This window comes from Natronococcus jeotgali DSM 18795 (assembly GCF_000337695.1).
In the GTDB taxonomy this organism is placed as follows: Archaea; Halobacteriota; Halobacteria; order Halobacteriales; family Natrialbaceae; genus Natronococcus; species Natronococcus jeotgali.
The window spans coordinates 23,703-47,977 of record NZ_AOIA01000159.1; the positions used below are offsets into that span (position 1 = coordinate 23,703).

The 24,275-nt window shown below is 69.0% G+C and carries 26 protein-coding genes and 1 pseudogene; 19 read left to right on the forward strand and 8 right to left on the reverse strand.

The features are described 5' to 3' along the window. Positions 1 to 45: 45 nt before the first annotated feature. Together C492_RS19190 and C492_RS19195 are read right to left on the reverse strand one after the other, a co-directional pair. Positions 46 to 594 carry an FxLYD domain-containing protein gene (locus C492_RS19190; RefSeq protein ID WP_008426684.1) on the reverse strand — a complete coding sequence of 183 codons (549 nt, stop codon included), beginning with the start codon at positions 592 to 594 and terminating at the stop codon, positions 46 to 48. Between the two features lie 300 nt (positions 595 to 894). Beyond that, positions 895 to 1,629, reverse strand: a complete 735-nt coding sequence (locus C492_RS19195) for a hypothetical protein (RefSeq protein ID WP_008426686.1) — start codon at positions 1,627 to 1,629, stop codon at positions 895 to 897. A 173-nt stretch (positions 1,630 to 1,802) separates the two neighbouring features. On the opposite strand from C492_RS19195, the gene aroC reads away from it, so the two are divergent. The 5 genes and pseudogenes from aroC to C492_RS19220 all read left to right on the forward strand — a co-directional run bounded on the left by aroC (position 1,803) and on the right by C492_RS19220 (position 6,856). Next, positions 1,803 to 2,954 carry a chorismate synthase gene (aroC, locus tag C492_RS19200; RefSeq protein WP_008426688.1) on the forward strand — a complete coding sequence of 384 codons (1,152 nt, stop codon included), beginning with the start codon at positions 1,803 to 1,805 and terminating at the stop codon, positions 2,952 to 2,954. 190 nt (positions 2,955 to 3,144) lie between these two features. After that, on the forward strand, positions 3,145 to 4,248 hold the full coding sequence (locus C492_RS19205; protein WP_049893197.1) for a thiamine pyrophosphate-dependent dehydrogenase E1 component subunit alpha: 1,104 nt from the start codon (positions 3,145 to 3,147) through the stop codon (positions 4,246 to 4,248). After that, positions 4,245 to 5,255: an alpha-ketoacid dehydrogenase subunit beta gene (locus C492_RS19210; RefSeq protein ID WP_008426692.1), complete on the forward strand. Its 1,011-nt coding sequence runs from the start codon at positions 4,245 to 4,247 to the stop codon at positions 5,253 to 5,255. The genes C492_RS19205 and C492_RS19210 overlap by 4 nt, the downstream gene beginning before the upstream one ends. After that, positions 5,255 to 6,286 carry an NAD(+)/NADH kinase gene (locus C492_RS19215; protein WP_008426694.1) on the forward strand — a complete coding sequence of 344 codons (1,032 nt, stop codon included), beginning with the start codon at positions 5,255 to 5,257 and terminating at the stop codon, positions 6,284 to 6,286. The genes C492_RS19210 and C492_RS19215 overlap by 1 nt, the downstream gene beginning before the upstream one ends. A 60-nt stretch (positions 6,287 to 6,346) precedes the next feature. Continuing rightward, a pseudogene (locus tag C492_RS19220) lies at positions 6,347 to 6,856 on the forward strand (VOC family protein). 24 nt (positions 6,857 to 6,880) lie between these two features. On the opposite strand, the gene C492_RS19225 reads toward C492_RS19220, so the two are convergent. Beyond that, complete coding sequence (locus tag C492_RS19225; protein WP_008426698.1) at positions 6,881 to 8,734, reverse strand: 2-oxo acid dehydrogenase subunit E2; 1,854 nt, start codon at positions 8,732 to 8,734, stop codon at positions 6,881 to 6,883. Between the two features lie 263 nt (positions 8,735 to 8,997). Between C492_RS19225 and C492_RS19230 the strand changes: the two genes are divergently transcribed. From C492_RS19230 to C492_RS19265, 8 genes are all read left to right on the forward strand, one after another. After that, positions 8,998 to 10,902, forward strand: a complete 1,905-nt coding sequence (locus C492_RS19230; protein ID WP_008426699.1) for a 2-oxoacid:acceptor oxidoreductase subunit alpha — start codon at positions 8,998 to 9,000, stop codon at positions 10,900 to 10,902. Between the two features lie 3 nt (positions 10,903 to 10,905). Then, entirely contained in the window at positions 10,906 to 11,841 is a 936-nt protein-coding gene (locus tag C492_RS19235) for a thiamine pyrophosphate-dependent enzyme (RefSeq protein ID WP_008426701.1), read from the forward strand. Between the two features lie 78 nt (positions 11,842 to 11,919). Next, positions 11,920 to 12,183: a hypothetical protein gene (locus C492_RS19240; protein WP_008426703.1), complete on the forward strand. Its 264-nt coding sequence runs from the start codon at positions 11,920 to 11,922 to the stop codon at positions 12,181 to 12,183. A gap of 475 nt (positions 12,184 to 12,658) precedes the next feature. Beyond that, complete coding sequence (gene lrpA1, locus C492_RS19245) at positions 12,659 to 13,087, forward strand: HTH-type transcriptional regulator LrpA1 (protein ID WP_008426705.1); 429 nt, start codon at positions 12,659 to 12,661, stop codon at positions 13,085 to 13,087. 110 nt (positions 13,088 to 13,197) lie between these two features. Next, positions 13,198 to 13,857 carry an HAD family hydrolase gene (locus C492_RS19250; RefSeq protein WP_008426707.1) on the forward strand — a complete coding sequence of 220 codons (660 nt, stop codon included), beginning with the start codon at positions 13,198 to 13,200 and terminating at the stop codon, positions 13,855 to 13,857. A 51-nt stretch (positions 13,858 to 13,908) separates the two neighbouring features. Continuing rightward, positions 13,909 to 14,388 carry an SRPBCC family protein gene (locus C492_RS19255; RefSeq protein ID WP_008426709.1) on the forward strand — a complete coding sequence of 160 codons (480 nt, stop codon included), beginning with the start codon at positions 13,909 to 13,911 and terminating at the stop codon, positions 14,386 to 14,388. A 58-nt stretch (positions 14,389 to 14,446) separates the two neighbouring features. Further along, positions 14,447 to 15,064 (forward strand): nitrous oxide reductase accessory protein NosL, encoded by a 618-nt coding sequence (locus tag C492_RS19260; protein ID WP_049893198.1) that lies wholly within the window; start codon positions 14,447 to 14,449, stop codon positions 15,062 to 15,064. Positions 15,065 to 15,127: 63 nt separating this feature from the next. Then, entirely contained in the window at positions 15,128 to 16,027 is a 900-nt protein-coding gene (locus C492_RS19265) for a DMT family transporter (RefSeq protein ID WP_008426712.1), read from the forward strand. Position 16,028: 1 nt separating this feature from the next. Here the strand turns inward: C492_RS19265 and C492_RS23980 are convergent, their stop codons facing one another. Next, entirely contained in the window at positions 16,029 to 16,244 is a 216-nt protein-coding gene (locus C492_RS23980) for a hypothetical protein (RefSeq protein WP_152424960.1), read from the reverse strand. Positions 16,245 to 16,457: 213 nt separating this feature from the next. On the opposite strand from C492_RS23980, the gene C492_RS19270 reads away from it, so the two are divergent. The 4 genes from C492_RS19270 to C492_RS23985 all read left to right on the forward strand — a co-directional run bounded on the left by C492_RS19270 (position 16,458) and on the right by C492_RS23985 (position 19,776). Beyond that, a complete protein-coding gene (locus C492_RS19270; protein ID WP_008426717.1) occupies positions 16,458 to 17,021 on the forward strand; it encodes an OsmC family protein in 564 nt (187 codons plus the stop codon). Positions 17,022 to 17,137: 116 nt separating this feature from the next. After that, complete coding sequence (locus C492_RS19275; RefSeq protein ID WP_008426719.1) at positions 17,138 to 18,094, forward strand: ring-cleaving dioxygenase; 957 nt, start codon at positions 17,138 to 17,140, stop codon at positions 18,092 to 18,094. 60 nt (positions 18,095 to 18,154) lie between these two features. After that, positions 18,155 to 19,378 (forward strand): iron-containing alcohol dehydrogenase family protein, encoded by a 1,224-nt coding sequence (locus tag C492_RS19280; protein ID WP_008426721.1) that lies wholly within the window; start codon positions 18,155 to 18,157, stop codon positions 19,376 to 19,378. 134 nt (positions 19,379 to 19,512) lie between these two features. Beyond that, a complete protein-coding gene (locus C492_RS23985) occupies positions 19,513 to 19,776 on the forward strand; it encodes a hypothetical protein (RefSeq protein WP_152424961.1) in 264 nt (87 codons plus the stop codon). Positions 19,777 to 19,848: 72 nt separating this feature from the next. Here the strand turns inward: C492_RS23985 and C492_RS19285 are convergent, their stop codons facing one another. Then, positions 19,849 to 20,310, reverse strand: coding sequence for a hypothetical protein (locus C492_RS19285; RefSeq protein WP_008426723.1), 462 nt, complete (start codon positions 20,308 to 20,310; stop codon positions 19,849 to 19,851). Positions 20,311 to 20,430: 120 nt separating this feature from the next. Between C492_RS19285 and C492_RS19290 the strand changes: the two genes are divergently transcribed. Further along, complete coding sequence (locus tag C492_RS19290; RefSeq protein ID WP_008426725.1) at positions 20,431 to 21,432, forward strand: zinc-binding dehydrogenase; 1,002 nt, start codon at positions 20,431 to 20,433, stop codon at positions 21,430 to 21,432. A 21-nt stretch (positions 21,433 to 21,453) separates the two neighbouring features. Here C492_RS19290 and C492_RS19295 read toward each other — a convergent pair whose 3' ends face one another. From C492_RS19295 to C492_RS19305, 3 genes are read right to left on the reverse strand one after another with little or no spacing between them, the layout of a single operon-like run. Beyond that, positions 21,454 to 21,717, reverse strand: a complete 264-nt coding sequence (locus tag C492_RS19295; RefSeq protein WP_008426726.1) for a lipoyl domain-containing protein — start codon at positions 21,715 to 21,717, stop codon at positions 21,454 to 21,456. Further along, positions 21,714 to 22,745 carry an alpha-ketoacid dehydrogenase subunit beta gene (locus tag C492_RS19300; protein WP_008426728.1) on the reverse strand — a complete coding sequence of 344 codons (1,032 nt, stop codon included), beginning with the start codon at positions 22,743 to 22,745 and terminating at the stop codon, positions 21,714 to 21,716. The genes C492_RS19295 and C492_RS19300 overlap by 4 nt, the downstream gene beginning before the upstream one ends. Beyond that, entirely contained in the window at positions 22,745 to 23,758 is a 1,014-nt protein-coding gene (locus C492_RS19305) for a thiamine pyrophosphate-dependent dehydrogenase E1 component subunit alpha (RefSeq protein WP_008426730.1), read from the reverse strand. Before C492_RS19305 ends, C492_RS19300 begins: the two co-directional genes overlap by 1 nt. A gap of 153 nt (positions 23,759 to 23,911) precedes the next feature. Between C492_RS19305 and C492_RS19310 the strand changes: the two genes are divergently transcribed. Beyond that, positions 23,912 to 24,275, forward strand: a 364-nt coding sequence (locus C492_RS19310; RefSeq protein WP_008426732.1) for a bacterio-opsin activator domain-containing protein, incomplete at its 3' end; no start/stop codon positions are given.

Genomic DNA, 24,275 nt, shown 5'->3' on the forward strand with positions numbered 1-24,275 from the left:
GCTACCGGCGCCCTCTGCCCCGCTCCCCCGCCGACCGACCGCGACTCAGACCGGGGAGCGATCCGTCGGCTCCGCGCTCGCGATCCCGACCGCGTACCCCGCGACGCCGTCCGCGACGCTCATCAGTTCGAACGCCCACTCCTCGCCGTCGGCCAGTTCGGCGGTGCGCACGACCGCGTCGTCGATCGCCTCGCCGTCCGCGTCGTAGAAGACGGCGCCCACCTCGACGGGGCCGAGGTCCTCGCCCGTCTCGTTGGCCACGATCCCCGTGACCGTAACCGAGAAGTCGTCCTCGACGAGTTCGTGCTCCGTGATCGCGAGCCCCTCCATCGGCGGCTCGCCCTCGATGCGCTCCTCGATGTCGGCGTCCTCGCTTTCGCCGTCCTCGCTTCCGCCGTCGCTCTCGTTGCCGCCCCCGTCGGCGTCGGTTTCGTTGCCGCCGTCCGTTCCGTCTCCGCCGTCGTCGGTCGCGGCCTCGGCGCCGTCTTCGTCGTCGGATCCGTTCTCGTCGTTCTCGTCCCCCTCGGACGCGCAGCCGGCGAGGACCGCCGAGGCCGCGACGCCCGTTCCGAGTAGCACCGTTCGTCTGTCCATGCGCGAGCGTATCGCGTTCGCCGAGTTGAGTATACGCCGCCTATCCGGCGGCGACGGGGTCGTCGCGGGACAGACCGCGGCCGTACGCCGCGCCTATCGTCTCGCCGGACCCGAACCCGTCCCGGTCGGCACGAGTCGGCCGAACTGACCGCGCCGCCGTCCTCGAGTCGACCCGCCGGCTTCCGCCGGCCGTAGGCGGGCCCTTCTCTGCGAAGGGCGGTTCGGCCCGGCCGGAACGGCGTCCGTACCGACCGTTCGCGCGCAGCGGCGACGAGACCGCCTCGCGGGTCCCGAAGCGGCTCAGGACGCCTTCAACAGCAGCGTACAGACCGCCGCGACGACCGAGGCGAGGACGAGCGCCGAGGGAGACGACGGCGTCCCCGCGCCCCCGGACGCGGCGAGTGCAACGCTCGCGACGACTCCAAGGGTCGCGAGCGCCCCGATCGCGAACGGTCGCCGTCTCCCCTCGGCGGCGTCGGCTTCGGCCGTCGACGGCCGGTGGCGCCGCTGGAGCGTCCCGATCGCGCGAAAGCGGCGCCCGTCACTCGCCCGTCGCTCGAGCGACCGTTTCAGCTGTCGCCAGACGTCGACCGTCTCGGACGGGATCCGGTGTCCGTACAGGATCAGGTAGTCGTACTCCCGAACCAGCGAGCGGAGGCGCTTGTGCATCCACTCCCTGGATCGCCCGGTCAGGTTGTGGACGATCTTGATGCCGATCCGACCGTCGACGACGATGTCGCAGTAGTCGGACCGCTTGGGCCGCGAGATCGAGGCGGCCGCCGATCGGTGCCCGACCGCCCGCAGGTCGCGCCCGATCGAGCGCCGGAGCTTGCGCTCGACGACGGGCTCGGACTCGTCCTCGCTGCCGTTCATCCACCGCTCGAGGGCGAGCACCACGTGCCAGTAGACGTGCTCGGTCTCGCGAACCGACTCGGGTCCGGCGCGCGCCGCCAGCCGGTTCTCGATCGCGAGGCACTCGTCGGACGCCGTCGATCGACCCCGTTTTCCGCCCGGTTCGTTCGACCGCACACCCATACTCCCGCAGACACATTCAAGCAATATGAAAATAACTGCCGCGAAGACGGTCGCGCGACCGTCCCCCTACCCCGTTGCGCTGGGGCTCGAACGGAAGGGATCGTCCCGGGTCCGCGGCCCGGTCTCGAGCCAATCCTGCACCCATAAGTGCGCGCGCCACCGAGGGAGTGACAATGAACGGCAACCGCTTCGGTCGCCTCTTCCAGGTGACCACGTTCGGCGAGAGCCACGGGGAGGCGATGGGCTGTACAGTCTCGGGCTGTCCCGCCGGCCTCGAGCTCTCCGAGGAGGACATCCAGGCAGACCTCGATCGGCGCAAACCGGGCCAGTCGATGATCACGACCTCTCGGGGCGAACCCGACGACGTCTCGATCAAGTCGGGGATCCAGGACGGCTACACGACGGGGACGCCGATCGGGATGGTGATCCAGAACAAGGACGCCCGCTCGGGGAAGTACGAACCGTTCATCACCGCGCCCCGGCCGAGCCACGGCGACTTCACCTACTCGGCGAAGTTCGGCACCCGCAACTGGGGCGGCGGCGGCCGCTCCTCGGCCCGCGAGACGGTCAACTGGGTCGCCGCGGGCGCCATCGCGAAGAAGCTGCTCGCCCGCGAGGGGATCGAGCTCAAGGCCCACGTCAACCAGATCGGCGACGTCGAGGCGCCCGAGGTGAGCTTCGAGGACCTGCTCGAGCACAGCGAGGACAACGACGTTCGCTGTGCCCACCCCGAGACCGCCGCGGAGATGCAGGAACTCATCGAGGAGTATCAGGAGGAGGGTGACTCCATCGGCGGGTCGATCTACTTCGAGGCCCGAGGGGTTCCGGTCGGACTCGGCGCGCCCCGCTTCGACTCGCTGTCGGCGCGGCTCGGCCAGGCGATGATGGCCGTGCCCGCGACGACGGCCTTCGAGTTCGGGCTCGGCCGCGAGGCCCGCGAGTGGACCGGCAAGGACCGCAACGACGACTGGGAGTTCGACGACGCGGGTAATCCGACACCCGTCGAGAACGACCACGGCGGGATCCAGGGCGGGATCAGCTCGGGGGAGCCGATCTACGGCGAGGTGACGCTGCACGCCCCGACCTCGATCCCCAAGAGCCAGCAGACCGCCGACTGGGAGACGGGCGAACTCACGGAGGAGCAGGTCATCGGCCGCCACGATCCCGTCCTGCCGCCCCGCGGCGTGCCCGTCGTCGAGGCGATGCTCGCGCTGACGCTCGTCGACTTCATGCTGCTCTCCGGTCGCCTGAACCCCGACCGCGTCGACGACCAGCCGGGCGAGTACGACACCGACTACCACCCGAGCAACCCGAACAACGAGTAGCCGACAGCCTCGCTTTTCCTCCCGGCGATACCCCCCCTGCTCCTCGAGAGCGCGGCGAACCCGTCCGGATCGGAACTGCGCTTCGCTGCCCCCGTTTGCCCGTCCGCGTCGGCGATCCGAACTTCTCCATGGTACCACTTCGTGGCGACTGCTAGCACTTATTGTGGATGTCGCCTAACCATAGCCTGTCATGGGAGGACTTGACATAGAAACGGCAGAGGGGAGACGAGAGGCGTTGCGCCGAATGCTGACCATCCGGGCGTTCGACACGGAGGCGGGCGACCGCTTCGCGGACGGCGAGATTCCGGGGTTCGTCCACCTCTACATCGGCGAGGAGGCGGTCGGGGTCGGCACCTGCGCCGCCCTCGAGGACGACGACTACATCGCGAGCACCCACCGCGGCCACGGCCACTGCATCGCGAAGGGGCTGGATCCGAAGTACATGATGGCCGAGCTGTACGGCAGGGCCGAGGGCTACTGCAACGGCAAGGGCGGCTCGATGCACATCGCCGACGTCGACGCGGGCATGCTCGGCGCCAACGGTATCGTCGGTGCGGGACCGCCGATGGCGACGGGCGCGGCGCTGTCGATCGACTACCAGGACCGCGACCAGGTTGCCGTCGGCTTCCTCGGCGACGGCGCTGTCGCCCAGGGGCAGGTCCACGAGGCGATAAACCTCGCGGCGACGTGGGACCTGCCGGCGATCTTCGTCGTCGAGAACAACCACTACGGCGAGGGAACGCCCGTCGAGAAGCAACACAACGTCGACAACCTGAGCGACACCGCCCAGGCCCACGACATTCCGGGATTGACCGTCGACGGGATGGATATCACCGCGGTCGCGGAGGCCGTCGGCGAGGCCCGCGCCCGCGCCAGGGCCGGCGACGGACCGACGCTGGTCGAGGCCGAGACCTACCGCTACCGGGGCCACTACGAGGGCGACGAGGAGCCCTACCGCGACGACGACGAGATCGAGCGCTGGCAGGACCGCGACGCGATCGACTCCTTCAAGCGGCGGCTGATCGACCGCGGCGAGCTCACCGCCGAGGAGTTCGACGACCTCGAGCGCGAGGTCGAGGCCGAGATCGAGGCGGCGGTCGAGTTCGCACAGAACGCCGATCCGCCGGCGCCCCACGAGGCCTACGACGACATGTTCGCCGAGACGCCCCCCGAGATCGAGCGGTTCGCGACCGCCGCCCGGACCACCACTGACGGCGGCGAGCGAATCGAAGAGTCGCGATCCTCGTCGGAGCCGCGCTCCGACGGCGGCCGTTCCGGAGGTGAGCGACGATGACCGCCCAGGCCGAACGCGAACTCGAGACCGAGACCGAGACGATGACGGTCCGCGAGGCCGTCCGCCAGGCGCTGCGCGAGGAGCTCGAGCGCGACGAGGACGTCTACCTCATGGGCGAGGACGTCGGCCTCTTCGGCGGGGTCCTCGAGGTCACGAGCGGGCTGTACGACGAATTCGGCGCCGAGCGCGTGCGGGACACGCCGATCAGCGAGGCCGGCTTCATGGGCGCGGCGACGGGCGCGGCGGCGACGGGCACCCGCCCGGTCGTCGAGCTCATGTTCTCCGACTTCGCGGGCGTCTCGATGGAACAGATCATGAACCAGATGGCGAAGATGCGCTACATGTTCGGCGGGAAGGCCGAGATGCCCGTCACGGTGCGCACCACCGAGGGCGGGGGGATGGGCGCCGCGAGCCAGCACTCGGGGACGATCCACACTTGGATCGCCCACTTCCCCGGGCTGAAGGCCGTCGCCCCGGGCACCGCCGCGAGCGCGAAGGGGCTGACGAAGGCCGCGATCCGGTCGAACGATCCCGTCTTCGTCTTCGAGAACAAGATGATCTACGAGCAGGAGGGCGCGGTGCCGACCGACGAGGAGTTCACGATCCCGCTCGGCGAGGCCGCCGTCGAGCGCGAGGGCGAGGACGTTACGGTCGTCGCCACCCAGCGACTCGTCGGCGAGTCGCTCCAGACCGCCGAGAGCCTGGCGGAAACCGGCGTCGAGGCCGAGGTTATCGACCCGCGGTCGCTGTACCCCCTCGACACGGAGACGATCGTCGAGAGCGTCCGGAAGACGGGACGGCTCATCGTCGCCGACGAGAGCCCGCTGTCGTACGGCACCCACGCCGAGATCATCGCCCGCGTCCAGGAGGAGGCGTTTTTCAGCCTCGACGCGCCGATCCAGCGCGTGGGAACGCCCGACACCCACATGCCGTTTAGCACGCCCCTCGAGCAGGAGGTCCTGCCGGACGGCGACGACGTCCGCGAGGCGATCGAGCGGGTGACGTAGTGCCCCGCGTCGGACTGGTCGTCAACCCCGCCGCCGGACGCGACATCCGGCGGCTCACCGGCGGCGCCAGCGTCGTCGACGACTACGCGAAGCGACGGGTCGCCGACTGCGTCCTCGAGGGGTTGACCGCGGTCGCGGACCCGCCGTCGGTCCGGCTCATGCCCGATCGATCCGGGATCGCCGACCACGTCCTCGCGGAGGCGCCCGACGAACTCGAGGCCGAAGCCCTCGAGATCCCCCTCGAGCGCTCGGCGGCGGACACGCGCCGGGCGGCCGCGCAGTTTCGCGAAGACGGCGTCGACGCCGTCGTCGTCCTCGGCGGGGACGGGACGACCCGCGACGTCGCCGTCGAGATCGGGTCGGTTCCGGTCGTCTCGGTCTCGACGGGGACGAACAACGTCGTCCCCTCGGCCGTCGACGGCACCGTCGCGGGCGTCGCCGCGGCGCTGGTCGCGACGGGCACCGTCCCGGCCGCCGACGTCGTCGAGCGACACGGACGGATCGAGGCCCGCGCCGAGACCCCGAACGGAGAGAAGCGACTCGTCGCGCTCGCGGCGGCCGAGGTCTCCTCCAGGTCGTTCATCGGTTCCCGGGCGCTGCTCGAGCCCGACGACCTCGTCGGGGGCGTGGTCTCGCGGGCCCACCCGGGCGACATCGGACTCCCCGCGGTCGCCGGCGCGCTCGAGTCCGTGTCGCCCGACGACCCGGGCGGCGTCCTCCTGCGGCTGACCGATCCCGAGGACGCCCCGCGGACCGCGCGGGCGGCGCTCGCACCCGGCGTGGTGGCGACCGTCGGGATCGAGTCGGTCGAGCGGATCGGGCCGGACGACCCGGTTCGGTTCGCGGTTCCGGACGGCGTCGTCGGCGCCGACGGCGAGCGCGAACTCGAACTTACCGACGCGACCGTCGAGTTCCGGGTCCGGGCCGACGGACCGCGGCTTGTCGACGTCGACGCGACGCTCTCGGCCGGAAGCGGGGCCGGCGCGTTCGCGCTCGAGGCGGCCGACGGACCGCCCGCGTCGGAGGACTGAAACGTCGGGCGGTCGCTTGCGCGCCCAAAGCGCTATTTTGTCGGCCGTCGACGCCCATACATGGGTAGTGAAGACATACCATAGACCGACGTCGAGCTCCCCGAACTCTCGCAGGTCGCGTTCGTCGTCGAGGACATCGAGGACGGGATGGATCGCTTCGGCGGGCTGCTCGGGATCGGCCCCTGGGAGATCCACCGGTTCGAGCCGCCCGCGCTGACCGACCGCACCTTCCGGGGCGAGGACGGCGAGTTCTCGATGGTGCTCGCGCTGGCCCAGCTCGGCGACACCATGATCGAGCTGATCGAACCGCTCGAGGGACCTAGCATCTACACCGAGCACCTCGAGGACCACGGCGAGGGGCTCCACCACGTCGCCTGCTTCGCGTTCGACGATCCCCACGCGGTCGTCGAGACGTTCGAGGACGCGGGGATGCCGGTGCTCCAGAGCGGGAACTACGACGGCGTCGAGTTCTGGTACGTCGACACCGCGGACGAACTCAACGGGGCGATCTTCGAGACCGCCGCGAACGTCGACGCGATCCCGAAGCCCGACGCGACGTACCCGGACTGATCGAGTCGTCCCGCGACGACCCCCTTAGATCCGCTCCCAGGAGAGCTCGAGCGAGAGGTCCTCGCGAAGCAGCTGCGAGACGTGACAACCCCGCTCGCCGAGGTCGACGATCCGCTCGAGGGTCTCGTCGTCGGCGTCGCTCTCGAGTCGAACCGTCGCGGCGACCCGCTCGACCGAACCGTGTTCGGGCTCGGCATCGGTCGTGACGTCGATCTTGCCGACCGCAGCGTCGCGTTTCTCGGCCTGGAACCGGACCGAGAGCGAGAGACAGGCGGCCAGCCCGCCGAGGAAGACGTCGACGGGCGTCGGTCCCGTCTCCGTCCCGCCGGCCGCTTCGGGCTCGTCGTAGCGCCACTCGAACGATCCCGCCTCGATCCGACCGCTCATCCCCTCGGCGTTCGAGGCGGTGACGGTTCGGCCGGGCATCTCCGTTTCGGCGCCCGCAGCGTCCTCGCGGTCGATACCCTCGGGCAGCAGTGCCCACGGCTCCTCGACGCGCTCGACCAGCGTCTCGAGGAACCTGGCGGCGTCGGCGCCGTCGACGACCCGGTGGTCGAAAGAGAGGTCGAACGGGAGGTGGCGGCGCCACTCGACGCCGTCGTCGGGGCCCCGCGTCGGTCGTTCGGCGACGGCGTCGACCCCGAGGATGGCGATCTGGGGCGGGTTGATGATCGGGTCGAACGACTCGACGCCGAGCACGCCGAGGTTCGTCACCGTGAACGTCCCGCCCCGCAGGTCGTCCATCGTGTACTCGCCCTCGAGGGCGGCCCCGACCAGCTCGCGGCGCTCGCGCGCGACCGCCTCGAGCGATTTCTCGTCGACGTCCCGGAGCACGGGGGCGATGAGCCCCTGCTCGACGTCGACGGCGACCCCGAGGTTGTGCTCGTTCCAGAGGCGGTGGGTGTCGTCCTCGAAGGTCGCGTTGAACGCGGGGTGGTCCTCGAGGGCCGCCGAGACCGCGAGCAGGAGGACGTCCTGAACGGAGACGTCCGCCTCGAGCGCGTCGTCCGCGGCGTCTGCGGCGGCGAACAGCGCCTCGGCGTCGGCCTCGCGGTGGGTCGTGACGTGGACGGCCTCGCGGTAGCTCTCCCCGAGCCGCGAGGCGATCGTCCGGCGCATCCCGTCGAAGGGTCGTTCCTTGCGGAGGCTGCGTCCGGCGTCGTCGGCGGACTCGGCCGCGCGTTCGACGTCCTCTTCCGTGACCGATCCCTGGTAGCCAGTCCCCTCGGCGGTCGCGAGGTCGACGCCGAGTTCCTCGGCGCGCTTGCGGGCCCGCGGGGAGGCCTGGACGTCGCCCCCCGACTCATCCCCGTCGACGTCGGCGACGCGTTCGACGTCGTCCTCGGTGATCGCACCCTGGTAGCCCGTTCCCTCGACTCCCTCGAGGTCCACCCCGAGCTCCTCGGCTCGTTTGCGTGCGCGAGGGGAGACCTTGCCCGCGTCGGCGGCCGACTTCGACCCCGGCGTCGCCTCCGAGGCGGCGCCGTCGGTCGCGGCTTCGGCACCCGAGCCCGCGCCCGCGGTCGCGTCGGCGGCCCCGTCGTCGGCGCCGGCGTCCTCGAGTTCGGCCTCGACCTCGGCCTCGAGGTCGCCGATGTCCGCGTCGGCGGGGGCGACGATCCCGATCGCCGTTCCGGGGGGGACCGTCTCGCCCGGCTCGAGGTAGGTCCGCCGGAGGACGCCGTCCTCGCGGGCGTCGACCTCGGCGACGCTTTTCTCGGACTCGACCTCGGCGACGACCTCGCCCTCCTCGAGGGTCTCGCCCTCGGCGACGACCTCGCCCTCCTCGAGGGTCTCGCCCTCGGCTCTCTCCCACCCCAGAAGCTCCCCGCGTTCCATCTCGAGTCCGAGCTTCGGCATCTTGATAACGTATCCCATGAACCCAGTTCGCACGACGAGCGAATAAAGCGTATCGGTGTTCCCGGCGAAACCCCTCGGCGATCGAACCCCGGTCGCCCTACCGCCCGCTGGCGAACCGGTCGCCGTTCGTCGGACCCGCTACTGGTAACGGCCGCAAAGTTACCAGATGAATTGGATGGTTGTACATTCTTCACGATAGATGCATGGCAATCTATAGCAAAGGCTTTAGGCACGGTGAGACAAAAATTCGGATACGGCTGGCCGCCAGGCCACTGATTTCAATGAGCGATGACGAACTCATCTGGCGAGTCTCAGGCGGTTCCGGAGACGGGATCGACTCGACGAGCCAGAACTTCGCGAAGGCGCTGATGCGCTCGGGGCTCGACGTATTCACACACCGCCACTATCCCTCGCGGATCCGTGGCGGCCACACCTACGTCGAAATCCGGGCCGCAGCCGACGAGGTACAGTCCCGGGGCGACGGCTACAACTTCCTCCTCGCGCTGGGGGACTCGTTCGCCCGGAACCCTCAGGAGGAGGCCTACTACGGCAACGAGGAGATCAAACCCCTCTCGGAGAACCTAGACGAGCTCCGCGAGGGCGGGGTCATCGTCTACGACGAGGGGCTGCTCAGCGAGGACGACATCGCCGAGCTCGACCTGGAGGAGCGCGCCGAGGAGAACGGCTGGCACGTCTACCCGGTCGACCTGCGCGGGCTCGCCAAGGAACACGGCCGCGAGGTCATGCGCAACACCGCCGGCGTCGGCGTGACGGCGGGGCTGCTCGACATGGAACTCGAGCACATCGAGGACCTGATGTCCGACGCGATGGGCGGGGACATCCTCGAGGCGAACCTCGAGATCCTCCACGAGGCCTACGAGATGGTCGGCGACGAGATCGAGGTCGAGCACGACCTGCGCGCCCCCGAGGGCGAGCACGACGCCGAGCAGGCGCTGCTGTCGGGCTCGAACGCGATCGCCTACGGCGCGATCGACGCCGGCTGTCGCTTTATCGCCGGCTACCCGATGACGCCGTGGACCGACGTGTTCACGATCCTCAGCCAGAACTTCCCCCAGATGGGCGGCGTCTCCGAGCAGGTCGAGGACGAGATCGCCGCGGCCGCGCTCGCGGTGGGCGCGAGCCACGCCGGCGTCAAGGCGATGTCCGGCTCCTCCGGGGGCGGTTTCGCGCTGATGAGCGAACCGCTCGGACTGGCCGAGATGACCGAGACGCCGGTCGTGCTCGTCGAGTCGATGCGGGCCGGCCCCTCGACGGGGATGCCGACCAAGCCCGAACAGGCCGACCTCGAGCACGTCCTCTACACGAGCCAGGGCGACTCCCAGCGCGTCGTCTTCGCGCCGGGGACCATCGAGGAGGCCTACGAACAGACGCGGCTGGCCTTCGACATCGCCTGGGACTACCAGATCCCGGCGATCGTCATCTACGACCAGAAGCTCTCCGGCGAGAACACCAACGTCGACGTCGACTTCTTCGACCGCGAGGTCTCGCCGGATCTGGGCTCGACGCTGACCGAGGACGAACTGAAGGAGGCCGCCCACGACAACTCCGGGAAGTTCAAGCGGTTCAACTACGAGGACGCCGAGGACGGCGTCGCGTCGCGCTCGATTCCCGGACAGAAGGGCGGACGCTACCTCGCGACCGGTAACGAGCACTCGCCCGTCGGCCACATCAGCGAGGACCCCGACAACCGCGTCGCCCAGATGGAACGGCGCCTCGAGAAACTCGAGAAGATCCGCGAGGAGCTCGACGAGGAGCGCGACTCCACCCAGACCTACTTCGGCCCCGACGAGGCCGAGTACGGGATCATCACGTGGGGCTCCTCGCAGGGCGCCGTCGCCGAAGCCGTCGACCGCCTGAACGAGAACGGCCACTCCGTCAAGGGCCTCAGCGTCTCCGACATGATTCCCTTCGCCGAGCGGGAGGTCACGGAGTTCCTGGAGAGCGTCGACGAGGCGATGGTCGTCGAGATGAACGCCACCGCGCAGTTCCGCGGCCTGATGCAGAAGGAGCTGGGCCGGTTCGGCGACAAGATGACCAGTCTGCTGAAGTTCAACGGCAACCCCTTCGAGCCCGCCGAGATCGTCGAGGGCTACGAGGTTAACCTGGCTGACGAGGACCGCCAGCCAGAGGCACAGGTACGGATCGAACCCGCTGCAGGTGACTGAACAATGAGTGCATTCAACGCGATCGGTGAGGAACGAGAGATCGACCGGGACGAGTTCACGCCCGGCGTCGAACCGCAGCCGACCTGGTGTCCGGGCTGTGGCGACTTCGGCGTGCTGAAGTCGCTGAAACAGGCCCTCCCCGAAGTCGGGAAAACTCCCGAGGAGGTCCTGACGGTCACCGGGATCGGCTGTTCCGGCAAGCTGAACAGCTACCTGGACACGTACGGCTTCCATACGATCCACGGGCGCTCGCTGCCCGTCGCCCGCGCGGCGAAGCTCGCCAACCCCGAGCTCGAGGTCATCGCCGCCGGCGGCGACGGCGACGGCTACGGGATCGGCGGGAACCACTTCATCCACACGGCCCGGGAGAACCACGACATGACCTACATCGTGTTCAACAACGAGATCTTCGGGCTGACGAAGGGCCAGACCTCGCCCACGAGTCCGAAGGGCCACAAGTCCAAGACCCAGCCCTCCGGCAGCGCGAAGACGCCGATCCGGCCGCTGTCGCAGTCGCTGACCGCCGGCGCGACGTACATCGCCCGCACCGCCGCGGTCAACCCCAACCAGGCCAAGGAGATCATCAAGGAGGCCATCGAGCACGACGGGTTCGCCCACGTCGACTTCCTGACCCAGTGTCCGACCTGGAACAAGGACGCCCGCCAGTACGTCCCCTACATCGACATCCAGGAGTCCGACGACTACGACCACGACGTCAACGACCGCGCGGAGGCCGCCGAGATCATGCGCGAGACCGAGGACGTCCTCAACGAGGGCACCGTCCTCACCGGTCGGTACTACGTCGACGACGAGAGCCCCTCCTACACCCAGGAGAAGAAGGCCGTCGGCGAGATGCCCGACCAGCCCGTCGCCGAGCGGTACTTCGACGAGGACGCCGAGTGGGAGCGCAGCTACGACCTGCTCGAGCGACACACGTAGCGACGACCCCCGAGCGATCTTTTTGGCGGTCGCGTCCGAGCCGACAGGATTACTACTCGGCGAGCTGACGGAACGGATATGGATCCGGTTCGACGGTACCGACTCTCGATGCTCGTCCTCGGCGTCTGTGCGCTCGTCTCCGGAGGCGTCGAGATCGCGCGCGAGGGCTGGGACGGGGTCGGTATCGGGTCGGCGCTACTCGTCTCCGGCGGCGCCGTGGTGGTGATCGTCTCCGCGACCGGAATCGAGGAGCCGACGCCGGATGTCGCTCGGCGTACCGGGGGTCTCGTCGGGCTCGGTGCGGCGCTGGCCGCGGTCGGAACGGTCCTCTCCCTGCTCTGAGCGGGCCGTGATCTTGCCTCGAGACGGTCATTCCGTCGCGGCGTCCTCGGCGTCGCTCCCCCACCCCTGCGCGAACCGCTTCGTGAGCGCGTTCANGAGCGACCAGCAGGCCGCCGAACGCCGTCGGGGAGAAGCCGTACAGTAGCTGGTGGCTGCCGTAGGCGACCATCGCCAGCCCCATCAGCAGGGCGGTCGTCCCGGCCCGCCGCGAGACGTACTCGGGATCGACGGCCTCGTCGTAGTGGACGTGGAGGTCGGCCCGGCCGCGAAACGCGATCAGGGCGGCCGGAACGAGGACGACGAGCCCGCAGCCGATCCAGAACAGTCCGAGCAACGCGTTCGCCTCGACCATCGACGGCCCTCGGCGGAGGCGGCGAATAAAACCGACGATCGTCTCGAGGCGAACCTTCACTCACGGGAGCCGACGTTTTCGGATACAAAAGTTATTTTCCGACCCGAGCAAAACTATACGGTAATGAGCACCCAAGCGACGGAAGATCGCATCCTCGAGGTTCTCGAGGAGGACGCACAGGCTTCCTACGCCGAGATCGCCGATCGAGCGGACGTCTCGAAACCGACGGTCCGCAAGTACATCAACCAGCTCGAGGACGAGGGCGTCATCGTCGGCTACTCCGCCGACGTCGACCCGAAGAAGCTCTCGAGCCAGACCATCGCGATGGTCGGGCTCGACGTCGCCAGCGAACGCTACGTCGAGGCGACGAAGGCGATCAAGCGCCTCGAGGAGGTCGAGGCCCTGTACAGCTCCAGCGGCGACCACATGCTGATGGCCGAGGTCCGCGCCGAGGACGGCGACGCGCTCGGCGAGATCATCTCCGAGGAATTGCTCGAGATCGAGGGCGTCACGGCCGCCCATCCGTCCTTCCTTCAGGAACGGCTGAAGTAGCGCTCCTCGCGGACGCCGTCGGTTCCGTCGCTTGCCGCGGTCTGTCTGCTACGTTTTCCCGACCCATTCGGCCCGTCGGATCCATAGGCGCTCGGTCCGTAGGCGCTCCCGTGACCGAGACGATACTGCTCGACATGGACGGCGTCGTCCTCGAGGGACCGGGCACGCCGCAGTCGGTCTACGACCGCGCGGCCGACGCCGCCGTCGACGAACTGGGCCTCGAGCCGACGGACCGACAGCGAGCCGGCCTTCGATCGCACGGGTACGAGAGCGTCGAATCGGCCTGCGCTGCTCTCGGTACGGACCCGCGGGAGTTCTGGCGCCAGAAAGAGGAGGCGGCCTCGCGGCTCGCGGCCGAGCGGATCCGCTCGGGCGAGCGGGCGTTCTACGGCGACGTCGCGGCGCTGGAGTCGCTCGCCGAGCGAGCGACGCTCGCGCTGGTCAGCAACAACCGCCACGAGACCGCGACGTTCGTGGCCGACCACCTCTCCGCGCCGTTCGCGGCCGCCAGGGGACGCGAGCCCACCCCCGAGGGATTCCGCCGGCGCAAGCCGAATCCGCACCTCCTCGAGGAGACGCTGGCCGAGCTGGGAGTCGAGACGGGGCTGTACGTCGGCGACCGCGAGACCGACGCCGTCGCCGCCGAGCGCGCGGGCCTCGAGGCCGCCTACCTCAGACGGTCCCACAACGCAGACGGTCCGCTTCCCGAGGCTGTGACCTACGAACTCGAGGGGCTCGACGACCTGCGCGAGGTTCCGGCGGAGCGGTAGGCGGGAGCCGACGGCCGCGCGCTTTTGCCCTCGCCGTCCGTACCGCTCCCCATGCCCACCTACGAGCGCGAGATGCGCGTCGAGGCGCCCCTCGAAGAGGTCTGGCGGTTCCACTCGGGGGTGTCGGGACTCGAGGCGGCGACGCCGGACTGGATGGGGCTGCGCGTCGAGTCCGCGACGGGACCGAACGGCGAGCCCGATCCCGACGTCCTCGAGCCCGGCGCGACGGTGACGCTGTCGATCCGACCCTTCGGCGTCGGTCCCCGCCAACGCTGGACGTCGGCGATCACCGAGCGCGAGCGGGCCGACGGGACGGCCTACTTCCGCGACGAGATGGTCGACGGCCCCTTCGAACGCTGGGTCCACACCCACGCCTTCTACGGCGACGGCGACGAGACGCTCGTGCGGGACCGCGTCGAGTACGAGCTGCCGTTCGGCCCGCTGGGCGCGGCGGCGACGCCGTTCTCGCGGGTCGGCTTCGAGACGATGTTCCGCGCCCGCCACCGACTGACGAAGGCGGCGCTCGAGTGACCGGTTCGACGCACGAACCACGTCCGTTTTGATCGCGGCGACGGTAGGGACGACACGAATGAGCGCACACGACCGGGGACCGATTGCCAGACGCCGCGTGCTGGGCGCGATCGGCGCGGGAGCCTGCGTCGGTCTCGCCGGCTGCATCGGCGACGCGGGCGGGGAGGACGACGGCGACGAGAGCGGGAGCGAGGACGACGAACACCCGAACGCCCCACACCTCGAGGAGCCGGGGGACGAACCGATCGAGTTCAGCCACGGTCAGCACTGTGCCGTCTGCGGCATGGGACCGACGGACTACTCCGACTGGTACAGCCAGCTCGCCCACGAGACCGAGGAGCGGGCGATCTTTTGCTCGTCGGGGTGTATGACCGCCTACCTCGCCGACGTCCCGGTCGACTCGGAGATCGTCGGCGCCTGGACGGTCGACTACGAGACCGGCGAGCTGATCGACGCCCTCGAGGCCCACTTCGTGATCGTCACCGACGAGAGCGGCGCCGACGACAACGACGTGATGGGACTGAACCCCCGCCCGTTCGCCGACGAGGACGACGCCCTCGCCTACCTCGAGGAGTGGGACGCCGAGGAGCTGACCGAGGACGACATCATCGGTTTCGAGGAGATCGACGCCGAGGTCGCCGCCCACTACCGACCGGGACGGTTCCCCCGGGACTGAGAGTTCAGGGCGACCGTCCGGTCACCGGAAGCTGTTTAGTCGCGTCGGGTCTTGCGATCCGACGTGAACGCCGCCGACCTCGAGGCGACGCCGCTCGGCGCGCTCGCGTTTGCGATCTTCGCCGCCAGCACGAGCGCGATTCTGGTCCGCTGGAGCGGCGCGCCGAGTTCGGTCGCCGCGTTCTACCGAGTGCTGTTCACGACGGCGATCGTCGCGCCGATCGCCCTGGCGCGACACCGCGAGGAGTTCGCCCGCCTCTCGGGGCGCGACCTGGGACTCGCCGTCGTTGCCGGGATCTCGCTCGCGGTCCACTTCGCGGCCTGGTTCGAGAGCCTGGACCACACGAGCGTCGCCGCCAGCGTCACGCTGGTCCAGACCCAGCCGATCTTCGTCGCCCTCGGCGCGGCGCTGGCACTCGGCGAGCGCGTCGACCGCGGGACGGTCGCCGGCATCGTCGTCGCTCTGATCGGGGCGACCGCGATGTCGCTGGGCGACGCCGGCGAGGCGCCGATCGCGGGCGCGACGGCCTACGGCAACGCACTCGCGATTCTGGGAGCGATCACGGTCGCGGGCTACGTCCTCGCGGGGCGATCGATCCGCCAGCGCGTCTCGTTGTTTCCCTACGTGACCGTCGTCTACGCGGCCTGTACGCTGTCGTTGCTCGCGCTCGTCGGCGCGCAGGGCCACGCGTACCTCGCCTACCCCTCGCGGGAGTGGCTGCTCTTTCTCGGAATGGCGATCGGACCCGGAATCTTCGGCCACACGGTCGTCAACTGGGCGCTGAAACACCTCGAGTCGGTCGTCGTCAGCGTCACCTGGCTGGGCGAACCCGTCGGCGCGACGCTGCTCGCGCTGGTCCTGCTCGCCGAGGTGCCCGACGCGATCACGGTCGCGGGCGGGCTCGTCGTCCTCGGCGGGATCTACGCGACGACGATCGAGCGCGAGCGGGGACGGGGCTCGTAGCTCACTCCGAGAGCGTCTCGAGGTAGGCCCTGCCGTCGTCGGTGATCACGTAGACGCCGCCCGAGATCTGCCGGACGTGACCCGCCGACTGGAGCTCGTAACACCGTTCGGTGATCGTCACGGGGTGGATCTCGAACTCGTCGGCCAGCGTCGCCATCTCGGCCGGCCCCCGCTCGGCAAGCGTGGCTAACAGCGCTTGATCCGAGCATCCGTGCATGTATGATAATAACCCACACACCGATACGGGATATAAGGATTTCGACGGGGTCGGGACGCGGGGATCGATCGCGTCTTCCGGGGTCGCGATCGGACGGCCGTCTCCCCCGGCGGCCCGGACGCCGACGAGATCGCGGCCGAACCGATTATTTGCTAGAGAGTACCTAGCTAGCTTATCGTCGCGGCCGCCGAAGACTACGTCGGTGAGTCAGCGATGGCCACGAGAGAGGAAACGACAGTTAACGGCGTCGACGTCTCCGCCCTCGAGGGTGCGATCGAGGCGATCGACGAGGACGCCGCCGTCGGGGCGTTCACGTTTCGAGCGGAAACCGAGTGGGAGGACGCGCTGCAGGCGACGACGACCATCGACGAGTTCGATCAGGCGGGCGAAACCGTTCACACGCGGGCGTTCACGCTCCGGGGCGACGAACCAGAGGAGATCCTGGGCGAGCGAACGGCACCCAACGCCGTCGAGACGCTGCTCGGCGCGCTCGGCTCGTGTCTGGCCGTCGGCTACGCGGCGAACGCCGCGGCCATGGGAATCGAACTGGAGGCCCTCCGCTTCGAGATGGAGGGCGACGTGGACCTGCGGGGCTTCCTCGGGCTCGACGAGGATGTCCGTCCCGGCTACGAGTCGATCGCCTGCACGACCCGCATCGAGGCGGACGCCACGGCGGAACAACTCGAGGAGCTGCGCGAGCGCGTCGAGGCGACCTCGCCGCTGATGGACGCCATCACGAACGAGGTGGCGCTCGTGACCCGACTCGAGATCGAGTGAGACGCCGTCCTTTCGGGACGGCTCGTTTTCGGCGACCGTACCCCCGATAACGTCGGCGTCACCTCGTAACACCGGGGTGAGGGAAGCGACTCAAAGCTCGAGCGACTCCTATCAGTATGGCACCCGAGACTCCCGGCCTCCACCACGTGACCGCGATCGCGGGCGACCCGCAGCGAAACGCCGACTTCTACGTCGACACGCTGGGCCTGCGCCTCGTCAAGCGGACCGTCAACCACGACGACCCCGGTACCTACCACCTCTACTTCGGCGACGGGGAGGGGACACCCGGGACGAACATCACCTTCTTCCCGTGGACCGACGAGGGCCGACCCGGGCAGTTCGGCGCGGGGCAGACGAAGACGACCGCCTACCGGGTCCCGCCGGCGTCGATCGACTACTGGCGCGACCGCCTCGAGTCGCGGAACGTTGCGGTCGACCGCGAGGAGCGGTTCGGCGAGACGGTCCTCCGATTCGAGGACCCGGACGGGATCGAGCTCGAGCTGGTGGCCACCGAGGGAGCGACCGACGCGACGCCGTGGACCGAGGGCCCGGTTCCGACCGAGCACCAGCTGCGAGGCTTTCACGGCGTGACCCTCGCGGTCGACTCCGTCGACGCGACCGCAGCGGTGCTGACCGACGTCCTGGGGTACGACCTCGAGGACGAGGCCGACGGCCGACGGCGCTACCGGGCCGCGGCGGGCGGTCCGGGCTCGACCGTCGACCTCGTCGAGACCGACCTCGGACGCGGTCGGATGGGCGTCGGAACGGTCCACCACGTCGCGTTCACGGTCGAGAGCGTCGAGGAACAGGAAGCGTGGCGCGAGGTCTTCGCCGACCACGGGCTCTCGCCGACCGAGGTGATCGACCGCAAGTACTTCCAGTCGATCTACGTCCGCGAACCCGGCGGCGTCCTCGTCGAGATGGCGACGACCGGTCCCGGGTTCGCCGTCGACGAGGATCCCGCGGAGCTTGGGTCCGAGCTCGTCCTTCCCGAACGCCTCGAGGACGAACGCGAACGGATCGAGGCGCAGCTACCGTCGTTCGAGGGCCCGACCGTCGACGCGGGCGACTGACCTCCTGTCCCGGCTGACGCCGCTGGTCCTTTTTACTGCGATCCCGCCCTACGGGGAGGCATGACCGCAACCGACGCGACGACGCGGGATCCGGCCTTCCGGTTCGAGTACCACCCGGCGACGATCCGGTTCGGCGCGGGCTGTGCCGACGCCCTCGAGGACGAACTCGAGGTGCTGGACCTCAAGCGAGCGCTCGTGGTCTGTGGCGCCACGGTCGGGAGCACGCCCGAGGTGATCGACCCCGTCCGCGAGGGACTGGGCGACCGACTGGCGGGCGTCTTCGACGAGACGACGCCCGACAAGCGCCTCGGAACGGCGTTCGACGGGCTCGATCGGCTCGAGGCCGAAGACGCGGACGTCCTCGTCAGCCTCGGCGGCGGGAGCAGCCTCGACGTCGCGAAGGCGGTAAGCGTCCTCGCGGCGACCGACCGCTCGCGGGATCGGATCGCCGAGGAGTTCGCTCAGACGGGCACGATCGACGTTCCCGACGACCCGGTCCCGATCGTCGCCGTTCCGACCACGCTGGCCGGCGCCGACCTCTCGACGGGCGCCGGGATCACCGCCGCGCCCGACTCGGGGCTGGTCGACGAGGAACTCGGGGGCGGAATCTCCGACCCCGGGCTGATGCCGACCGCGGCGTTCTACGACCCCGAGCTGGTCGCGACGACGCCCGACACGATCCTCGCGGGGTCGGCGATGAACGGCTTCGACAAGGGCCTCGAGACGATCTACGCGGCCGAGGCGACCCCCGTTACCGACGCGACGGCCCGACACGGCCTCGAGAAGCTCGAGGACGGACTCGAGGCGTTCGGGCGGGGCGATCGCGACCTTGCGGTCTACGAAACCCTGCTCGAGGGGCTGCTCCTCGTCCAGTACGGTATCTCCCGCCCCGACGGAACGACGCTGTCGGTCGTCCACGCCTTCGGCCACGGCCTGCGGGACGCCTACGCCCTCCAGCAGGGGGTCGCCCACGCGGTCGTCGTCCCCCACGCTCTGCGCTACCTCTTCGAGCGGGAGGGCGTCGACGCGCGGGCGGGGCTGCTCGCGGACGCGCTGGGCGTCGGCGAGGCCGCCGACCACGGCGCCGCGGTCGTCGACCGGGTCGCGGAGCTGCGCGACGAACTCGGGCTCCCCGCCCGCCTGCGGGACCTCGAGCCCGTCGGGGACGACGACTTTGCCGACGTCGCGGAGACGATCCTCGCCGACGGATTCATGACAAACGCCCCGCCGGGACTCGACCCGACCGTCGAGGAGATCGAGGGCGTGCTCGAGGAAGCGTGGTAAGTCCGCAGTAGCTGGGAATACGCTTTCTTTATTCTGTCTGGTAGGTGAATCAGAATATATCGGATTGTTACGTAGGTCGGCGAACAGAGCAGTCCCTAGTAAACGTTATATGACTCTGTCTTAATGACATGAATATGCCAAAACAGAGGCGAGTTGGGGTTGCACCCCTAGTTATCGGAGTTGTGCTCCTTGTACAGTCACTTAGTCAACTTGTACAGAATGGACAATCAATTTGGGCAGCAGTAAGTCTCATAGGTAGTGTCGCTGCGATATTTGTTGGTGCTAAAATTCTTCTTACAGAAGATGTGGATAGTAATGGACGAAAGGAATCTACTACTGCCCTCGCCAGTATTGCTCTGCTTAGTTTTATCGTAGGTTCTGTGATGTTTATTGTATAGTCTACATCGGACACCGGTATATCGTTGACCTGTGCGTAACGCGAGTTTGGTTCAACAGTGTGAACTGTACTGCTATCGCTCAACGTCCGCCGACGCGGGCGGTTCGACGCCCCGTCGTTGCGGTTCCATCCCCTCGTGGAGCGGCGAGACGAGCCTGATCGCAGAGACGGCGAGCACCGCCGTTCCGGCCGCGAGGACGACCAGGACGGTCGGGTCGGCGAGGTGGACGACCTCGAGGACGGAGAGCCCGAACCCGCCCGTGAGCAGCGAGCCGAGCGTCCAACTGCTCAGCCAGTCGGGGACGGCCGCGAGCAGCCGTTCCCGAAAGAACGCCGCGTAGGCGAACCCGGCCCAGACGCCGACGGCGAGCGCGAGCCAGCCGTCGCCGGGCTCGAGCCCGCCCAGGTCGCTCGACGCGAACCAGGCGAACAGGGGGAGTCCGACGATCAGGGCGAGGAACTCGCCCGCCCGTCCCGACGGGGTGGTCCAGTCGCCGTCCTCGTCGCGGAACGGGTCGAGCGGAGTTCGTACCATTATCCGTCCGTTCGACGAGGATCGGGTTGAATGTTTTCCTGGCCGACACGACGCCCCGTTCCGGCACGTTCCTCCGCAAGCGCGGGATACTCCGGTCCGAGGCCCGTTCGTCGAACCACGATGAGCGAGATGACCGCCTACGCGCTCGAGGAGTACGGCGATCCCGACAACTTCGCGGAGACGACCGTCGAGGTCCCCGAGCCCGGTCCCGAGGAGATCCGCGTCGAGGTCGCCGCGACCAGCCTCAACCCGGTCGACTACAAGATCCGCCGGGGCGACCTGGCCGATATCGGTCCCGAGATGCCCGCCATCCTGCACTGCGACGTATCGGGGGTCGTCGACGCCGTCGGCGAGGACGTCGAGGCCTTCGAGGCGGGCGACGAGGTCTACGGGATGCCCGGCGGCGCGGGCCGCCAGGGCGCGCTCGCGGAGTACGTCGTCGGCAACGCGGGGACGTTCGCCCGCGCGCCCGAGGCGATTCCGCTCGAGGAGAGCGCGGCCCTGCCCGTCGTCGCGCTGACGGCCTGGGAGATGCTCGCCGACAAGACGACCGTCGACATCGGCGAGGAAGTGCTGGTCTACGGGGCCAGCGGCGGCGTCGGCCACATCGGGGTCCAGCTCGCGAAGTGGTTCGGCGCCGAGGTGACTGCCACGGGATCGAGCGACGAGAAGCGCGAACTCGCCGCCGAACTGGGCGCCGACACGACGGTCGACTACACCGAGACCGACGTCGAGCGCTACGTCGAGGAACACGCCAGCGGCGCCGGCTTCGACACCGTCTTCGACCCGATCGGCGACGCCCACCTCGAGACGGCCTTCGAGGCGGCGCGGCCCTTCGGAACCGTCGTCACGACCGAGTCGAGCGCGGCCGCGGAGCTCGACCTCTCGCCGATGCACATGAACTCCCTCGAGCTCGGCGTCGTGCTGGTCATCCTGCCGGTGATACTCGGCGAGCGTCAGGAGCGAATCGGCGAGGAGCTCGCCGATATCGCGGCGCTGGTCGACGACGGCGCGGTCGAACCGCACATCGACGAGCGGTTCGGGTTCGACGAGGTCGCCGACGCCCACCGCCTGGGCGAGGACGGCGACTTCGTCGGGAAGCTGCTGCTGGTCAACGAGTGACACAGCGGATCCCGACCCAGGTCAGTCGGGATCGATATAGGCGAGGACGTCCTCCCGCGCGATCTCGTCGTCCTCGTCGCGCTCGATCGCGACCAGCTCCCCGCTGGCGGGGGCGGGCACGTCGACGCTTACCTTCTCGACCTGGATCTCGCAGATCGCCTCGCCGTCCTCGACGCGTCGGCCCTCCCGGGCGAACCAGTTGACGACGACGCCTTCCTCCTCCTCGACGTCTTCGGGCCAGGCGTCGCTCGCGGCGACGGCGACGCGGTCGTCGGTCCCGCTCATGCGTCGTATGCGGAGCGAACTGCGCTCTCGATATCGTCGCTATCCGGAACGACCTCGTTCTCCATCGGACGAGCGTAGGGAAGCGGTACGTCCGGGACGGCGACCCGTTCGACCGCCTCGAGGTCGGCGAGTCCGTCCTCGGCGACGCTGGCGATCACCTCGCCGGTGACCCCGTAAGATCGGTAGTCCTCGTCGACGACGACCAGCCGGCCCGTCTTCGCGACCGACTCGCGGATCGTCTCGGTGTCGAGGGGCACGAGGGTTCGGAGGTCGATCACCTCGGCGTCGATGCCGTCCTCGGCGAGGGCGTCGGCGGCCTCGAGCGCCCGGTGGACGTGCAGGCCGAGCGTGACGACGGTGGCGTCGTCGCCCTCGCGTTTGACGTCGGCGCTGCCGAAGGGAATCGTATACTCCTCCTCGGGAACCGGCGTCTTCGGGCCGTCGGGGGCGGGCATCCAGCCGATCCCCATCAGGCGTTTGTGGAACAGGTAGACGACGGGGTCGTCATCCTGAATCGCGTTGTGCATCAGTCCCTTCGCGTCGTAGGCCGTCGAGGGGACGACGACCTTCATCCCCGGAAGGTGGGCGAAGGTGCCGTACAGCGTCTGGGAGTGCTGGGCGGCGTCGTTGTACGTGCCCCCGACCGCGGCCGTCAACACCATCGGGACGTTGACCGCCCCGCCGCTCATGTACGTGTTTTTGGCCATCTGGTTGTAGATCTGGTCCATCGCGACGCCGAAGAAGTCGACGAACATCAGCTCCGCGACGGGACGCATCCCCTCCTGTGCGGCGCCGACGGCCGCCCCGAGGTAGGCCGTCTCGCTGATCGGGACGTCCATCACCCGGTCGCGGCCGAACTCCTCGAGCAGTCCCTCGGTGCTGTCGAAGATGCCGCCGTAGTCGGCGACGTCCTCGCCCATGTAGAAGACTTCGTCGTCCGCGCGCATCTCGTGGGCGATCGCCTCGACCATCGCGCGGCTCATCGTCAGTTCCCGGTCGATCACCTGCCGTCGTTCTTCCTGCGCCATCAGTCGTCACCCCCGGCGAGTTCGTGGGTCGGTTCCTCGGTCGTCACGCCCGACGGCGGGTTGACGAAGACGTCCTCGTGCGCTGCGTCGGGCTCGGGTTCGGGTTGCTCTTTGGCCCACTCGATGGCCTCGTCGACGCGCTCGCGGGCGTCCTCGCGGATCGCCTCGAGGTCGTCGTCCTCGAGACCCGCCCCGCGCAGGTCCTCGGCGAGGCGTTCGATCGAATCCCGCGCCTGGGCGGCCTCCACGTCCTCCTCGGGGCGGTAGCTCTCGGGGTCGCCCATGAAATGGCCCATCCGGCGGTGGACCTGCACCTCGAGCAGCGTCGGCCCGTTGCCGGCCCGCGCCCGCCCGACGGCCTCCCGCGCGGCGTCGTAGACGGCCGTCGCGTCGTCGTAGTCGACCCGGACGCCGGGCATATCGAACCCGGCCGCGCGCTGGGAGCCGTCGGCGACGTCGGTGACCCGCCCCTTGGGCATGCTGATCGCCCAGTCGTTGTCCTCGACGACGAAGACGACGGGTAACCGCTGTACTGCGGCCAGGTTCAGCGACTCGAGGAACGCCCCCTGACTGATCGCCCCCTCGCCGAGAAAGGCGACGGCCACGCCGTCTTCGTTTCGCTTCTTGGCCGCGAGTCCCGCGCCGACCGCGGGCGGACAGCCCTGGGCGATGATGCCGCTGCAGGCAAAGCCCGCGTCGGGATCGAACAGGTGCATGTGTCCGCCCTTTCCGCTACTCAGCCCGTTCTCCCGTCCGAAGATCTCGGCTGTCATCCGCTTCAGATCGACGCCCTTGGCGATCGCGACGTGGTGGGGTCGGTGGGGTGCCGTCGCGGTGTCGTCGTCGCGCAGGTGCCGACAGACGCCCGCCGCGGCGGCCTCCTGGCCCGCCGCGAGGTGTAACTCGCCGGGGATCGGGCCGGCCGAGATGTCGAACGCCGGCTGTTTCCCCTCGAGGTACTCCTCCTGGAGTCGTTCCTCGTAGTACCGCGCCGTCACCATGTCCTCGTACATTTCACGCAGCTCGCTAACTAGTACCATGTATTGCAGTGACAGTATCGGTCCGGGCCGTGATATAGATGCTTGCCGACGCGACGAGCGGCGAACCGTCGACGATCGAAGCGAGAGCGAACGTAGAGTAAAGCTCGCTCCGCGCGAACAGTATCTATGAGCGTTATCGTGGAGTTCAGTGTCGAAACGGAGGAGTTCGTGTTCGGCTCGGCGCTCGAGACGGTCGAACACATGGCGATCGAACTCGAGGCGATCGTCCCCGTCGGTGGGCAGGTCGTCCCGTACTTCTGGGCGACCGGGACGGGGTTCGAAGCGTTCGAGCGCCACGTCGCGGCGGATCCGGGCATCGAGAGCATCACCCAGATCGATCGGATCGACGGCACCGCGCTGTACCGCGCGGTGTGGACTCGCGACGTGAACGGCCTCCTGGGCGGACTCGCCGAGACGGAAGCCGTCGTCCTCGAGGCGATGACGACGGACGAGGGGTGGCAGTTCAGGGTTCGGTTTCCCGGGAACGACC

Coding starts and splice junctions, on each gene's coding strand:
- C492_RS19190 (WP_008426684.1), bottom strand. CDS start 594: ATGGACAGACGAACGGTGCTACTCGGAACGGGCGTCGCGGCCTCGGCG.
- C492_RS19195 (WP_008426686.1), bottom strand. CDS start 1,629: ATGGGTGTGCGGTCGAACGAACCGGGCGGAAAACGGGGTCGATCGACG.
- aroC (WP_008426688.1), top strand. CDS start 1,803: ATGAACGGCAACCGCTTCGGTCGCCTCTTCCAGGTGACCACGTTCGGC.
- C492_RS19205 (WP_049893197.1), top strand. CDS start 3,145: ATGGGAGGACTTGACATAGAAACGGCAGAGGGGAGACGAGAGGCGTTG.
- C492_RS19210 (WP_008426692.1), top strand. CDS start 4,245: ATGACCGCCCAGGCCGAACGCGAACTCGAGACCGAGACCGAGACGATG.
- C492_RS19225 (WP_008426698.1), bottom strand. CDS start 8,734: ATGGGATACGTTATCAAGATGCCGAAGCTCGGACTCGAGATGGAACGC.
- C492_RS19230 (WP_008426699.1), top strand. CDS start 8,998: ATGAGCGATGACGAACTCATCTGGCGAGTCTCAGGCGGTTCCGGAGAC.
- C492_RS19235 (WP_008426701.1), top strand. CDS start 10,906: ATGAGTGCATTCAACGCGATCGGTGAGGAACGAGAGATCGACCGGGAC.
- C492_RS19240 (WP_008426703.1), top strand. CDS start 11,920: ATGGATCCGGTTCGACGGTACCGACTCTCGATGCTCGTCCTCGGCGTC.
- lrpA1 (WP_008426705.1), top strand. CDS start 12,659: ATGAGCACCCAAGCGACGGAAGATCGCATCCTCGAGGTTCTCGAGGAG.
- C492_RS19255 (WP_008426709.1), top strand. CDS start 13,909: ATGCCCACCTACGAGCGCGAGATGCGCGTCGAGGCGCCCCTCGAAGAG.
- C492_RS19260 (WP_049893198.1), top strand. CDS start 14,447: ATGAGCGCACACGACCGGGGACCGATTGCCAGACGCCGCGTGCTGGGC.
- C492_RS23980 (WP_152424960.1), bottom strand. CDS start 16,244: ATGCACGGATGCTCGGATCAAGCGCTGTTAGCCACGCTTGCCGAGCGG.
- C492_RS19270 (WP_008426717.1), top strand. CDS start 16,458: ATGGCCACGAGAGAGGAAACGACAGTTAACGGCGTCGACGTCTCCGCC.
- C492_RS19275 (WP_008426719.1), top strand. CDS start 17,138: ATGGCACCCGAGACTCCCGGCCTCCACCACGTGACCGCGATCGCGGGC.
- C492_RS19280 (WP_008426721.1), top strand. CDS start 18,155: ATGACCGCAACCGACGCGACGACGCGGGATCCGGCCTTCCGGTTCGAG.
- C492_RS23985 (WP_152424961.1), top strand. CDS start 19,513: ATGCCAAAACAGAGGCGAGTTGGGGTTGCACCCCTAGTTATCGGAGTT.
- C492_RS19285 (WP_008426723.1), bottom strand. CDS start 20,310: ATGGTACGAACTCCGCTCGACCCGTTCCGCGACGAGGACGGCGACTGG.
- C492_RS19290 (WP_008426725.1), top strand. CDS start 20,431: ATGAGCGAGATGACCGCCTACGCGCTCGAGGAGTACGGCGATCCCGAC.
- C492_RS19295 (WP_008426726.1), bottom strand. CDS start 21,717: ATGAGCGGGACCGACGACCGCGTCGCCGTCGCCGCGAGCGACGCCTGG.
- C492_RS19300 (WP_008426728.1), bottom strand. CDS start 22,745: ATGGCGCAGGAAGAACGACGGCAGGTGATCGACCGGGAACTGACGATG.
- C492_RS19305 (WP_008426730.1), bottom strand. CDS start 23,758: ATGTACGAGGACATGGTGACGGCGCGGTACTACGAGGAACGACTCCAG.